General features: G+C 28.9%; 15 protein-coding genes. 6 read left to right on the top strand and 9 right to left on the bottom strand.

Annotation, left to right across the window (positions count from 1 at the left end; all coding sequences use genetic code 11):
* Positions 1–3 precede the first annotated feature (3 nt).
* From KV700_RS01165 to KV700_RS01155, 3 genes are all read right to left on the bottom strand, one after another.
* Positions 4–327 (bottom strand): hypothetical protein, encoded by a 324-nt coding sequence (locus KV700_RS01165; protein WP_166384534.1) that lies wholly within the window; start codon positions 325–327, stop codon positions 4–6.
* 61 nt (positions 328–388) lie between these two features.
* Positions 389–967 carry an RNA polymerase sigma factor gene (locus KV700_RS01160; protein ID WP_218598771.1) on the bottom strand — a complete coding sequence of 193 codons (579 nt, stop codon included), beginning with the start codon at positions 965–967 and terminating at the stop codon, positions 389–391.
* Positions 968–1,048: 81 nt separating this feature from the next.
* A complete protein-coding gene (locus KV700_RS01155; RefSeq protein WP_218598770.1) occupies positions 1,049–1,879 on the bottom strand; it encodes a mechanosensitive ion channel family protein in 831 nt (276 codons plus the stop codon).
* 133 nt (positions 1,880–2,012) lie between these two features.
* Between KV700_RS01155 and KV700_RS01150 the strand changes: the two genes are divergently transcribed.
* The 4 genes from KV700_RS01150 (at position 2,013) to lipA (ending at position 5,094) form a co-directional block, all read left to right on the top strand.
* Positions 2,013–2,216, top strand: a complete 204-nt coding sequence (locus tag KV700_RS01150) for a membrane or secreted protein (RefSeq protein WP_166384528.1) — start codon at positions 2,013–2,015, stop codon at positions 2,214–2,216.
* A 13-nt stretch (positions 2,217–2,229) separates the two neighbouring features.
* Entirely contained in the window at positions 2,230–3,333 is a 1,104-nt protein-coding gene (locus KV700_RS01145) for a glycosyltransferase (protein ID WP_218598769.1), read from the top strand.
* The gene (locus KV700_RS01140; protein ID WP_166384526.1) at positions 3,324–3,887 is read left to right on the top strand and encodes an RNA polymerase sigma factor; all 564 of its coding nucleotides are present in this window, start codon (positions 3,324–3,326) and stop codon (positions 3,885–3,887) included. Before KV700_RS01145 ends, KV700_RS01140 begins: the two co-directional genes overlap by 10 nt.
* A 337-nt stretch (positions 3,888–4,224) precedes the next feature.
* Complete coding sequence (gene lipA / locus KV700_RS01135) at positions 4,225–5,094, top strand: lipoyl synthase (protein ID WP_166384524.1); 870 nt, start codon at positions 4,225–4,227, stop codon at positions 5,092–5,094.
* 290 nt (positions 5,095–5,384) lie between these two features.
* Here the strand turns inward: lipA and pheT are convergent, their stop codons facing one another.
* The 6 genes from pheT to KV700_RS01105 all read right to left on the bottom strand — a co-directional run bounded on the left by pheT (position 5,385) and on the right by KV700_RS01105 (position 12,283).
* Positions 5,385–7,811, bottom strand: coding sequence for a phenylalanine--tRNA ligase subunit beta (pheT, locus tag KV700_RS01130; RefSeq protein WP_218598768.1), 2,427 nt, complete (start codon positions 7,809–7,811; stop codon positions 5,385–5,387).
* A 455-nt stretch (positions 7,812–8,266) separates the two neighbouring features.
* A complete protein-coding gene (locus tag KV700_RS01125; RefSeq protein WP_218598767.1) occupies positions 8,267–8,824 on the bottom strand; it encodes a phosphatase PAP2 family protein in 558 nt (185 codons plus the stop codon).
* A 4-nt stretch (positions 8,825–8,828) separates the two neighbouring features.
* Positions 8,829–9,992 (bottom strand): peptidylprolyl isomerase, encoded by a 1,164-nt coding sequence (locus tag KV700_RS01120; RefSeq protein WP_218598766.1) that lies wholly within the window; start codon positions 9,990–9,992, stop codon positions 8,829–8,831.
* Between the two features lie 8 nt (positions 9,993–10,000).
* A complete protein-coding gene (locus KV700_RS01115) occupies positions 10,001–10,729 on the bottom strand; it encodes an FKBP-type peptidyl-prolyl cis-trans isomerase (RefSeq protein ID WP_218598765.1) in 729 nt (242 codons plus the stop codon).
* Between the two features lie 2 nt (positions 10,730–10,731).
* Positions 10,732–11,265, bottom strand: coding sequence for a gliding motility-associated peptidyl-prolyl isomerase GldI (gene gldI / locus KV700_RS01110; protein WP_166384514.1), 534 nt, complete (start codon positions 11,263–11,265; stop codon positions 10,732–10,734).
* On the bottom strand, positions 11,255–12,283 hold the full coding sequence (locus KV700_RS01105; RefSeq protein ID WP_166384512.1) for a bifunctional oligoribonuclease/PAP phosphatase NrnA: 1,029 nt from the start codon (positions 12,281–12,283) through the stop codon (positions 11,255–11,257). Before KV700_RS01105 ends, gldI begins: the two co-directional genes overlap by 11 nt.
* 401 nt (positions 12,284–12,684) lie before the next feature.
* Here KV700_RS01105 and KV700_RS01100 point away from each other — a divergent pair, with 401 nt between their 5' ends.
* Together KV700_RS01100 and KV700_RS01095 are read left to right on the top strand one after the other, a co-directional pair.
* Positions 12,685–13,104 (top strand): nucleoside-diphosphate kinase, encoded by a 420-nt coding sequence (locus KV700_RS01100; RefSeq protein WP_166384510.1) that lies wholly within the window; start codon positions 12,685–12,687, stop codon positions 13,102–13,104.
* 221 nt (positions 13,105–13,325) lie between these two features.
* The gene (locus KV700_RS01095; protein ID WP_218598764.1) at positions 13,326–14,168 is read left to right on the top strand and encodes a hypothetical protein; all 843 of its coding nucleotides are present in this window, start codon (positions 13,326–13,328) and stop codon (positions 14,166–14,168) included.
* Positions 14,169–14,235: the final 67 nt, after the last annotated feature.

Genomic DNA, 14,235 nt, shown 5'->3' with positions numbered 1-14,235 from the left:
CTTTTAATTTAAAATTGAATCATTATCCGTTTGTAAAGAATAATCTTGTGCAAAAAGTTCAATGTCTGATGTTGTACTTGTACTTTCTTGAAAATTATTAAAAGCATAGAAAATAGTTCCGAAATTTAGCAACAACACAATACTTACCGTTGCCAATTGCAATTGCGGCGTAAACCAAGAAAAAATAGATTGCTTCACTTCTTTTTCTTCATTTAGTTTTTGCAGAACTTTATGCTTAAAAAAATGATTTACGTCTACTTTTTCTATCGTTTCTAATGCTTTAAAAGTAGCTGCTACTTGCTGATTAATATCTTCTTTATTTTTCATACTTATTTGTTCTTAAAACAATTACTATTTATTTAGATGCTAGAAATCTTAAAAACTTGCGTTAGTTTTCTAATTTATAAAAATTTTCTAATTTAACTTGTAAATTTTTCTTAGCTCTAAACATTAAAGACTCTACAGATGATAAACTTTTACCTGTAATTTCTACAATTTCTTGATAGCTCTTATCGTCAATCTTTGCCAAAGTAAAAACCACTCTTTGCACTTCTGGCAAGGTATTTATCGCCTTAAAAATAATTGCTGATTTTTCTTTATTCTCTAATAAAATTCCCGGGTGGTTTACCTCTGTAAAATAACTAGTTTTATCTAAAGGAGTTTCATTACCTAAGATTGTTTGCATAAATGCAAATCTCTTTTTCGTATTCTTTTTTCTAATAAATTCTAAGCACTTATTTGTGGCTATCTTATAAATCCAAGTAGAAAGTTTAGAATCTCCTTTAAATTTATGTATCGATTTAAAAACTTCTAAAAAAACTTCTTGCGCAACATCTTCTGCATCTTCTTTATTTGGGATAAAAGAAATACAGGTACCAAAAACTTTCTGCTGATAATCATCTAAAAGTTGACTAAATGCAGACTGTTTTCCAGCTGTTAATTGCGTTATAAAATCTTGTTCGTTCAAAGAGTATTTTATCAAAAAAGTAAACATACAAAAAAAGACTGCTTGTTAAAACAGTCTTTTCTAAATATATGTAATTATAAATTATTTTGTCATCGTTACAACACGCTGCGGTAAAGGAGCTTCGTAACCTGCATTCCCTAATGCTTCTACAATTTCTTGTCTTGTGTCCCAATAAACATCCCAATAGTTTTCGCAATTAGCATACGGTAAAGCCAATAACTCAACACTATTTTGGCCTAAATTATTAACAGCAACTCTAGGTACATTTGTTCCTATTTGCAAAACATTTTTATCTTTTTTAAGAACATCTAATACAATCTCTTTTGCTTTTGCAATATCCGAACCATATCTAATAGCAAACGGCATGTCTATACGTAAGTTTCCTATTTTAGTTAAGTTGGTAATTTTATTAGAAGTAATTGCCGAATTTGGTATAATCTCCGTTTCATTTTGAAACGTTTCTATAACCGTTACAAAAACAGAAATTTCTTTTACAAAACCAAAGGCTCCGTTTGTTTTAATTAAATCGCCCACCTTAAAAGGTTTAAAAATAAGTAACATTATTCCAGATGCAATATGCCCTAAAGAACCATTAAAAGCAGCACCAATTGCCAAACCAACACCTGCTAATAAAGCTGCAAAAGAAGCCATTGGCAAACCAACAATACCTGCTATAGAGATAATTAATAATAACTTTAAAAGAAAACCAATAGTTGTTAATAGAAACGGTTGTAAAGTTTCATCTAATTTTGTTCTTTCAAATGCTTTAGAAATTCCTTTCATTATCATTCTAATAATCCAAAGGCCAATAATTAAAGCTGCAAGAGCTCCTATTAATTGAAGTCCCCAATCTCCTAAACCAGAAGATATTGAATTGTAAAAATTTTTTAAAGAGTCTGTAGTTGTATCCATAATACTATGTTTAATTTGTTAATTATATTCATAATTTTGACACATCTAACTTTAAAAAGTCACTTTATAAATATCTCATATTGTTTTTTAAGAAAGCTTAAGAATTTGTACCTTTGTAGATCAAATTTTTATTATGAAATTATTATTTCTTACTTTAGGTTTATTAGCACTTGCAGTGGCAGGAATTGCTATAAAAATATGGGCAAAAAAAGATGGTAAATTTGCAGGTACTTGTGCAAGCCAAAACCCAATGTTAAACAAATCAGGAGAATCTTGTGGTTTTTGTGGAAAAAGCCCAGACCAATTTGATACTTGCGAAGACACCGAACATAACTAACTCTCGTTTTTAAATGATATTATCTGTACTTTTCTACTCTTTTGTAGTTTTTACAGGGATACAACTTCTCTATTATTTTATCTTTTCTTCATTTTTATTTGAAACTAAAAAAGATAAAAAAAAGGATATTCATGTTCCTGTTTCTGTAATTATTTGCGCAAAAAATGAAGCAAAAAATCTTCAAACATTTTTACCCTCTATTTTAAATCAAGAATACACCAATTTTGAAGTTATTTTAATTAACGACGCTTCTTCTGATGAAACTTTAGAGGTAATGGAATCTTTTAAAGAGCAACACAATAACATTAAAATTATTAGTGTAGAAAACATCGAAGCTTTTTGGGGTAATAAAAAATACGCGTTAACATTAGGAATAAAAGGAGCAAATAATGAACATCTATTGTTTACTGATGCCGATTGCAAACCCGTTTCTAAACATTGGATTTCTGAAATGTCTAAAAATTTCCATGCAGAAAAAACAATTGTTTTAGGATATGGAAAGTATAAGAAAGAAAAATTATTTGTAAATCTATTTGTTCGTTTCGAAACTTTGTTAACTGCAATACAATATTTTAGTTATGCAAAACTAGGATCTCCATATATGGCCGTTGGCCGAAACTTAGCCTATCATAGATCTGAGTTTTTTAATGTAAAAGGTTTTATAAACCATATGCACATAAGATCTGGCGATGATGATTTATTTATTCAAGATGCTGCAAATAAAGAAAACACTACTTTTTCCATCTCTAAAAAAAGTTTTACAGAATCTATTGCACCTACCAGTTTTACCGAATGGTTTCGACAAAAAAGAAGACATATTTCTACAGCCAAACATTACAAAACACCGCATAAATTCTTTTTAGGTTTATTCTTCGTTTCTAAAGTATTGTTTTACCTTTTAGCAATTTCATTGTTTGTCTTTTATCCTTGGAAACCTGTTTTAGCAATATTTTTAACGTATTATATAGTTCAATTTATTGTTATTGGTTTTTCTGCTAAAAAATTAAAAGAACCTGGAATTATTTATTTATTGCCTTTTTTAGAAATTGGTTTACTAATATTTCAATTTTCGATATTTATCACTAATTTGTCGTCAAAACCAAATCATTGGAAATAGACGATACTAAACTTACTATTAATATTACAAAAGCTAAAAGTGGAAATCAATCTGCATTTAGATACTTATTGGATACCTATTGGTCTGCTGTTTATAATTATCAATTAAAAAGAACAAAAAGCGAAAACGAAGCAGAAGACATTACGATACAAACGTTCTCTAAAGCTTTTGATAAAATTAATACTTTTGATGATCAGTATGCTTTTAAGACGTGGCTAATTACCATTTCTAAGAATGTTCATATAGATTTATTACGTAAGAAAAATAGATCTATTGCAACAGAAACCTCTAAAGAACAAGAAGAAAAGGCTTATTTAGTAGTAGATGAAAGTCCAACACCAGAAGATAAAATTATTACAGAACAAAATTTAGCGAAGTTGTTAAGAGATATCAAACAATTAAAACCTAAATACCAAGAAGTAATTCAGTTGCGTTATTTTCAAGAACTTTCTTACAAAGAAATTTCAGTACAAATTAACGAACCAATGAACAACGTAAAGGTAAAGTTATTACGAGCCAAAAAATTGTTAGCAGAGATTATTAAGAAATCTTAAATTAACAAAAATATTTGATGTAAATAATAAAATCCATTTTATTATTTGTCTAGAAAATAGCTATAATTTGTCTATTAAGTTATTACATAAAAAAACACTTTTCTTTCTAAAAAAGGGGAAAAAATTAAGGTTAACTATCGTTATTTCTTTAATTTTATTTTTAATATTTAAAGCTATATTTTGTAATTTTAAAAACTTTAAAGTTAGAATATCAGGTGGTTTAAAAAAAAACGGCTATACCTTAATTATTCAAAGTAAACAGACTAATTACTTAGAAGTTTTAACCATTCATTTTTACTTTTTCCTTTGTATCTTTGCTTTTTAATTTAGAGATAAAATGGCAATAGAATCCGTAATACTTCCAGAAAAACTTAAAAAACCAAAATGGTTACGTGTAAAATTACCGGTTGGTAAAAAATACACTGAACTAAGAACTTTGGTAGATAAATATAAACTAAATACTATTTGTACCAGTGGTAGCTGTCCTAACATGGGAGAATGTTGGGGAGAAGGAACTGCAACATTTATGATTTTAGGAAATACCTGTACTCGTTCTTGTGGTTTTTGTGGTGTAAAAACCGGAAGACCAGATACTGTAGAATGGGATGAACCAGAAAAAGTAGCACGTTCTATAAAATTAATGAGTATAAAACATGCTGTAATTACTTCTGTAGATAGAGACGATTTAAAAGATGGTGGTTCTATTATTTGGGCAGAAACTGTGGATGCAATTCGTAGAGCAAACCCAAATACAACTTTAGAAACTTTAATTCCAGATTTTCAGGGAAACACAAAACAGATTGATAGAGTTATAGAAGTACACCCAGAAGTAGTTTCTCATAATATGGAAACTGTTAGAAGGTTGACTCGTGAAGTTAGAATACAAGCAAAATACGATAGAAGTTTAGGTGTTTTAAAATACTTAAAAGAAAACGGAATGCGAACTAAAACTGGTTTAATGCTAGGTTTAGGTGAAAAGGAAGAAGAGGTTATACAAACCATGAAAGATTTACGTGCAGTAAATTGTGATATTATTACTATTGGTCAGTATTTACAACCTACAAAAAAACATTTACCTGTTAAAGAATTTATAACTCCAGATCAGTTTAAAAAATACGAAACTCTAGGTTTAGAAATGGGCTTTATGTTTGTAGAAAGTGGTGCTTTGGTGCGTTCTTCTTACAAGGCACATAAACACGCGGTATAAGTATTTTTAAGTTGATAATAAATTAGCAAAAACACTTATAATTTTACATAAAAAACGAATAAAATTTAACGATTCTCAGTAGAGAATCGTTTTTTTATTAAATTAATATAAAAATCATATTTAATTAACATATTATCATACAATACACTATTTTTGCACTCGCTTGAAAGAGCGCTATTGAAAACAACTTTGTAAACTGTTTTTGATGTACTTATTTGAATTAGTGAATAAAAAAACCATCTCAATTGAGATGGTTTTTTTTATGAAAATTAATAAAAGTAATTTTTAAATTACCTTAAAATAGCCTCTAAGTTTTTCTCAAAAGATTGCTGTAATTTTTGCATTATTTTATCTATTTGTTTGTCTGCTAAAGTTTTTGTTTCATCTTGTAATAAGAAACTAACGGCATACGATTTTTTTCCTTTTGGTAATTTATCACCTTCGTAAACATCAAATAAATCTACTTCTTTTAAGATGCTTTTTTCCGCTTGAAAAGCTAAATTATACACTTCATTAAAAGACACTTTAGAATCTAATAACAAGGCTAAATCTCGTTTTACAATAGGGAATTTAGATAATTCACTTACCTTAACATTCTTATTACCTACTAATTTTAAAATAGTATCCCAATTAAAGTCTGCAAATAAAACCTCTTGCTTAATTCCGAATTCTTTTAATAAAGAAGCTTTAACTACACCAAATTCAACTAATTTTATTTTTCCTAAACCAAAAGAAATTCCTTCAGAAAAAATATCTTGTTTAGATGGAGACGATTTTATTTTATCTATACCTAACCTACTTAATAATGACGTTATAACACCTTTTAAGTAAAAGAAATCTGTAGTTTTACTAGCAACACTCCAGCTTTCTTTAGATCTGTTACCAGTAACAAAAAGCGTTAAGTGTTTATTTTCTTCATATTTATCTGCGTATTTATGATACGTTTTACCAAATTCAAAGAATTGTAATGAATTATTTTTTCTGTTAATATTATAACTTACAGACTCTAAACCACTAAATAATAAAGACTGACGTAGCACTTTTAAATCGTTGCTTAACGGATTTAACATTTCTACATTTGCTTCTTCATTAATATTCTCAGACAAAGCAGTATACTCTGGCTTTGTTAAAGAATTTGCCATCGTTTCATTAAAACCTAAAGCACTTAATTGGTTTGCAATAACGTTTTCTATCTTTGTTTCTTTATTAGAATCATAAGAAATAGATGTATTTAGTTTGTGAGAAAACTCAATATTATTGTAACCATATACTCTTAAAATTTCTTCAATAATATCTGCTTCACGCTGTACATCTGTTCTATAAGAAGGTATTGTTAAGCCAAGACCACCATTTGTTTCACTATTTATTTTAATTTCTAATGAAGCTAAAATATTTTTAATGGTTTCTTTTGGAATCTCTTGACCAATTAAACGATACACGTTATCGTAAGACAAAAAGACTTGAAAATCTTCTATTCTAACAGGATAAAAGTCAGAAATATCTGAAGCTAATTTACCACCTGCATATTCTTCAATTAATAAAGCTGCTCTTTTTAAAGCATATTCTGTTGTATTAATATCTATTCCACGTTCAAAACGGAAAGATGCATCTGTATTTAAAGCATGTCTTTTGGCTGTTTTACGAACACTAACAGGATTAAAGTAAGCACTTTCTAAAAATATAGATGTTGTATGGTCTGTAACTCCAGAATGTAAACCTCCAAAAACACCTGCAATGCAAAGAGGATTAGAATCTCCATCACAAATCATAATATCTTCGGCAGATAATTCTCTTTCAACTTCATCTAAAGTGGTAAACTTAGTACCGGCTTCTAATGTTTTTACAAGTATTTTATTTCCTTTTATTTTCTGAGCATCAAACGCATGCAAAGGTTGCCCAAGTTCATGTAAAACATAATTTGTAATATCTACAATATTGTTTTTAGGTATTATGCCAATAGCCTTTAACCTATTTTGAATCCATTCTGGCGAATCTTTTACTTCTATATCTGTAATAGTGATACCACAATAACGTGGAGTTGATTCTTTATTTTCTACTTCTACATCTATACGCAACGTTCTTTCATCTACATGAAAATTACTTACAGAAGGAGATATCAATTCTAATTTAAGATCTTTTTGAATTAAACCTGCTCTTAAGTCTCTAGCTACACCAAAATGGCTCATTGCATCAGACCTATTTGGGGTTAACCCTATCTCAAAAACATAATCTGTTTCTATTTTAAAAACTTCTGCAGCAGGCGTTCCTTCTTTTAGGTTATCATCTAACACTAAAATTCCGTCATGACCTTTACCTAAACCTAATTCGTCTTCGGCACAAATCATTCCATGACTTTCTTCTCCCCTAATCTTCCCTTTTTTTATTTTAAAGCCGTCACCTTTATCATCATATAAAGTAGTTCCAATAGTTGCAACTGGCACTTTTTGTCCTGCAGCAACGTTAGGCGCTCCACAAACAATTTGTACGGGATTTTCTAGACCTAAATCTACTGTAGTTATTTTTAAACGATCTGCGTTAGGATGCTGTATACAAGTTAAAACCTTACCAACAACAATTCCTTTTAAACTTCCTTTTATAGATTCTTTGGTTTCAATTCCTTCCACCTCTAATCCTAAATCAGTTAACAATTCTCCTGTTTTAACAGGCTCCCAATCTATCTGCAAAAATTGTTGTAACCAATTGTATGATATTTTCATATTATTTTTTTCCGGGTTTGTTAACTGCAAATTTACTTAAAATCTACTTTTTATCATCCTTTTTAATTCTAAAAACGCAAGTTTATTTTTAATATTTCTAAAATAAATTTTCATGCGTCTTTAAATCTTAATAATGTTGTAGAAAACACTGAATTACCAACTACTTTCTAGCAAATATTTTATTTCTGAAAAGCACCAATTACAGCCTCTTTTTTTAGTTTAAGATCTGTAATTAAAAAAATTGCTACTTCTAAAGTTTAAATGTATTTTGATTACATTTTTTTTATTAAAAACAAAAATTAGTGCGTGAAAAAAGTTATAATAACTTAATTACACCACTAATTATGCATTTACAAAACTGGTTTCTAATATTTTAAATTGAAGAATTTATTGCATGGCTTTTTTTCGATAATTATCGGAAAAAACACTAAATAAAGTAAGTATCTTGTCTAATTTTATTTAAATATTTTTTGATCTACCTTCTTAAAAAAGAAGTAATAAATATAAGCAAGAGTAATACCAACTAAGGCTCCTACAATAATATCAATAGGAAAATGCACACCTAAATACAACCTACTATAAGCGAAAATTAATGGCCAAAATAAGATAAAGTAGATATACTTGTATTTATCTTTTAAAAGTAACACTACAAAAACAGAGAAAAAAGTTGATGTAGAAGAATGACCAGAGGTAAAACTATAACTCTGAGGAGTAATTAAAGTTCTTAATAAGTGTTTTATTTCTGGATCGTTATTAGGTCTTAAACGTTGTACATTATTTTTAATTAAATTGGTAAATTGGTCTGAAAATGCAACCAATAAAATCATGGAAAAAATCATAAATCCACCCTGTTTCCAACCATAAGCTTTAATGGTTAAATAAAAAATAAGAATAAACAATGGGCTCCAATAAAGTTGATTGGTAATTACCAACCAAAACGGATCCCATTGCTCACTCCCTAAACTGTTTAAGAAAATTAATAGATTTTTATCTAAATGTATAATATCTTCCATCTAATTATTTTCCTATTTTTAAAACTTCAACTTCAAAAACTAAATCAGATTTTGCAGGGAAAGGTCCGTATTTTTCTTCACCATACCCTAAATAGTAAGGTATAAATAAACGTACTTTTTCACCTTCATTCATGGTTAATACACCTTCTTTAAAACCAGCAATCATAGGTCTTTGAACATCATTTAACTGACATACAAAAGGCGTACTACTAGTTTCTGCTGTAGATTGAATCTTTTGCCCATCTGCAGTATACAATGTATAGTTAATAGACAAAGGTTTGTTGTCTACTATTTTTTTACCAGAAGTTTTCTTAAGTTTTAATATTCGAAGTCCAGAAGATGTTTTCTTTGCTTTCGCTTCATCCATTTCTTCTAAAAAAGCTGCTTTTTCAACTAAATAATTAGCATATCTTGCTTTTTCTACTTCATCTTCTGCTTTCTTTTTATTTTTTTCTAAGCTTTCAAAATCTCCTAACTGGGTATCAAAAACTTCTGCAGCATTAAAATTATTTGCTTCAGTACCTAGTTTAAGAATCTTTACAGATAAAATAGTATCTTTTTGTACGATACTATTTACAACAGACATTCTTGTAGAATCTATTGCTCTATTTAACTGTAAAGAATCTTTAATTTTACTTTTTAATTCTTTTAATTGAAGTGTGTTTATTATTGTTTTACCAAATACAGCGTGTTTACCATCTAAATGCGGAATTGGTTTATGAGTAATAAAAAACTGAGTATTATTGGTTGTTGGTCCTGCATTTGCCATAGAAAGAATCCCTTTATCATCATGTCTGTACATTAAATCTCCATCTTCACTCTTTGGAAATTCATCACCAAAAACATAACCTGCATCTTTTCTTCCTTTAGCAGTAAAACCACCACCCTGAATTACAAAATTATCTACCACTCTATGAAAAATAACACCTTCATAAAAGTCTTTACCTTTTAAAGAATCTACTAACTTACTATTTGTTCCTTCTACAAGAGAAACAAAATTAGCAACTGTCATTGGTACATCTTCCGCATATAATTTTACTAAAATTTCTCCTTTATTGGTTAAAATTTCAGCATAAACTCCATCATCAAGTCCTTTGTACTTTTCTGGTGTAGTGCTACATGCAGTTAATAAAACAACAAATGCTATTAAGTATTTTAAATTCTTCATTCAGGATATTATTTTGTAATTTCTAATAATTCTACTTCAAAAATTAATGTAGAAAAAGGCTTAATATCTGCACCTTTTTGTTGTGCTCCGTAAGCTAATTCTTGAGGAATAAAAAATTTGTATTTAGAACCAACACTCATTAATTGTACACCTTCTGTCCAACCTTTAATTACTTGGTTTAATCCAAATTCTGCTGGTGTACCTCTATCTACAGAGCTATCAAATACTTTACCTTCTATGTTCGTTCCATGATAATGAACTTTAACTTTAGTAGTTGGTCCTTCTGGCTTGTCTCCGTTACCTTCTTTTAAAACAATGTATTGTAAACCACTATCTGTAGTAATTACTCCTTCTTTTGTTTTGTTTTCTGCTAAAAAGTCAATTCCTGCTTTTTTATTTTCTCCAAACTTAGCTTCTGCTTCATTAGCTGCTTTTTCTTGCTGCTCTTTCATTTCTGCTGCTTGTTTCTTTTGAAAATATGGGCTTATTACAGACTGAATATCTTTAATGTCTATTAATAAATTAGTAGAATCTAAACCATTTCTAATAGCCTGTGTAAGAATATCTTTATTTACTTCATCGAAACCTGTTTTTAATTGACCAGACATACTTAACCCAATTGCATAACTAACAGAATCTATTTCTGTTTCTAAAGATTTTACTTCTTTTACTTGGTTATCACAAGATACCATAGATGCAACAACTGCTAATGCTAAAACACTTTTTACTACTTTCATTTTTACTTATTTATATTGATTAATGTTACTGTACTCTTAATTGATTGATTAATTCCTATTTTATTTCCATCTCCAGAAATGCCATAAGCACTATAAGACGGAATGACAAATGTAATGGTTTCTCCAACTTTCATCAACTTTATTCCTACTTGAAGTGCAGAAATAAAATCTTCTTTATCTACTCTGTATTCTTTTGTACCTAATTCTGCCTCACTATAGATTATATTACCTTGCAAATCAGCCACATTATACGTTATTGTTGCAATATCTCCTACTTGTGGAGTTGGAGCGTTTTCTGCTACTTTGTTAATATAGGCATACCAAAATCCATTAGGAGAAACTTGAAACGTTTTTGTAGAATCTTTTTTAATAATATCTAAAACCTTAGCCTCTTCTAAAGCGTTTAGCTTTATAGATTCATTAATGGTTTCTTTTAATATAGTTGTAGAATTCTTAGGATTAATAGGTCTTCTAGGTGCTATTTTAGAACAGCCTAAACATAAAATTAACGTAAGAACTAAAATTTTAATTTTCATAAGATGCTTCTAATTCTTTTTGATATTGTGGTAATAAACTAACAAATTTGGTCACGGTCTCTGCCATGGAAGCATCAGACCTTCCTCCTGCTGCATTATCATGTCCGCCTCCAGAAAAATGATTTCTAGAAAACTGATTTACAGAAAAAGCACCTTTAGAACGGAAAGAAATTTTAACCATTCCTTGCTCACTATCTTCTATAAAAATTGCGGCAAAAATAATTCCTTTTAAAGAAAGTGCATAGTTTACAACACCTTCTGTATCTCCTTTCTGAAAATCGAATCTCTTTTTTTCTTCCGAAGACAATGTAATATACGCTGTATTGTACGTTGGTAAAATTTGTAAATTACTTAATGCTTGCCCTAATAACAACAATCTATTATAAGAATTAGCATCATATACATTATTATGTATTTTATCATTTTTTGCACCTTTATCTATTAAAGCTGCAATAATTCTGTGCGTAGTACTTGTGGTAGATCTAAAGCGAAAAGACCCCGTATCTGTCATGATACCGGTATATAAACAAGTAGCAATGTCTGCATCAATTAAATCTAAATCGGCATTCATTTCTATAAATTGATACACCATTTGGCTTGTAGAGCAAATAGTAACATCTGAATACATATATTTTACATCATCTGGTTGTTGATGATGGTCTATCATAGCAAAATCGTTGGGATATTTTTCTAACGTTTTTTGCATATCAGAACCTACTCTATGTAATGTATTAAAATCTAAAAGAAAAATAAGATCTGATGCATTAATTGCTTTTTGAGATTGATTATTTTGCCAATCGAAACGATATGTGGTTTTTGAACCAGGCAACCAATGTAGAAATTCTGGATATTCATTGGGCACAACAACAGTTGCATTGTGTCCTTTTTTATCTAAATAATGTTTTAAAGCTAATGTAGACCCCATAGCATCTCCATCTGGATTTCTATGCCCTATAATTACAATATTTCTCGATGTGTCAAGAAAGCTTTTTAACTCTTCAAATCCTTTTAAAATCATAAGATGCGAAGATACAATTTAATAACATTGTTCAAAATATATTTTCTTTTACATTTCTGTTAAAATAAACCCATTTAGTCTTAAAATTTAATAATTGGAATCTACCTTTTAGTTGTTTTTATTTAGAATATTGGGCATCTTCTAATGAAACTTACCACAATAACATCAATTACTTTACTTATAGCCAACTTATAAATCCCTACAATAATTTCCTCTAAAAAAACGGACAAACACATTACAAAATGTAGTTTTAGACTTATAAAATTTATTTTTAAGAAAAAAGAAATCGCCCTAGAAATGTTAGGTAAAAACAATAAATTACAACAAGAATTCACACAAGTTTACCCTTAACTTGCAATTAACATTAAATAATGTACTTTTGCAAAAATATAAAAAATAGAATGGCAACAAATAGAACATTTACAATGCTGAAACCAGATGCTGTAGAAAACGGACATACTGGAGCAATTTTAGACAAAATTAACGCTGCTGGATTTAGAATTGTAGCTTTAAAGAAAACTCAAATGACACAAGCAGATGCAGAAACTTTTTATGCTGTACATAATGAGCGTCCGTTTTTTGGTGAATTAGTAGAATTTATGACACGTGGACCAATTGTGGCTGCAATCTTAGAAAAAGAAAATGCAGTAGAAGATTTTAGAACCTTAATTGGTGCTACAAACCCTGCGGATGCTGCTGAAGGGACTATTAGAAAATTATACGCAACTTCTATGGGAGAAAATGCTGTACACGGTTCTGATTCTGATGAAAATGCACAAATTGAAGGGAATTTTCACTTTTCTGGAAGAGAGCAATTTTAAGGATTTATAAAATTCTTAATCAAATATTTTAAAGAAACTCGTAACGTAATTGTTACGAGTTTTTTTGTTTGAAACTTTTAGTTTGTATCTAAACGAATTTTTAGATAATTCAATAAATAAATTATCTTTACAGGATAACAGTAATGTATTATGACACTATATCTAGATAATTTTACGGATATGAATAATAAAAGTTACTATATAACGAGTTGGCAATAATTATGAAGAACCGAAGAACATATCTAATTTTAACATTCCTAATTCCCGTTTTTGGTTTTTCTCAAAATGAATTTTTGGATTTTGTTGTCACTCAAAAGAATGATACTATTTATGGAACAATAAGAAATGTTATTTCAAAACGAAGTGTTCTGTATGAAAAAAACTCTAACCCTGAAAAAGATAAAATTAAGTTTCGTAGTCATAAGTTAAGAAAACACAAAGCAATAAGATTCAACGATAAAATCTATACTTATGTTAAACCTTCTAAGGAAGACGGGATTTATGCTGAAAAAACAAAAAGGACAATCCCAAAAAACAGTATTGCCAATAGATTAGGAGATTTCATAAACATAGAAAAAAGACTTCCTGATTTTGTTATAACCAATAACAATGATACTATTTACGGAAAAATAAAAGACCCAACATTTGGAAAATTACGCCTTTTAGACTCATCTAATGCAAAAGTTAAAATTGGCAAGGAACAAATAAGAGCTTTTAGGTTTAATAACGAGATTTTTGAACATAAGGAAAAAAGAAGAGCTACCCTTTTCGATAAAAAAGATGCCTATTTAAAATTAATATTAGACGGAAAAGTAAAACTTTATGAATATGAATATCATTATTCACAAATGGATTTAAATTCAGGGCAATATTTAAATCGTTCAGAAAATTACTTTTATATAGAAAAAGGTAATGACCTAATACTAATCAATAATTTATTACACCTTAAAAAATTGGTGGAAATATTTTCTGAAAATCAAATTTTGGTGTCGAAAATATTGAACAAAGAATATATAATTGATAATATTTATTTGATTGTAAAGTACTATAATGAAAATAAATAACTATTGCCAACACCGTATATAAAAAATTGCTAATTTAGGCTAATCTTAAAGGTCGTTGCACGTTTGT

The sequence above is a fragment of the Polaribacter sp. NJDZ03 genome, assembly GCF_019263805.1.
In the GTDB taxonomy this organism is placed as follows: domain Bacteria; phylum Bacteroidota; class Bacteroidia; order Flavobacteriales; family Flavobacteriaceae; genus Polaribacter.
The sequence above is the reverse complement of the archived record's forward strand: the minus strand, read 5'-3'. Positions and strand labels throughout refer to the sequence as shown.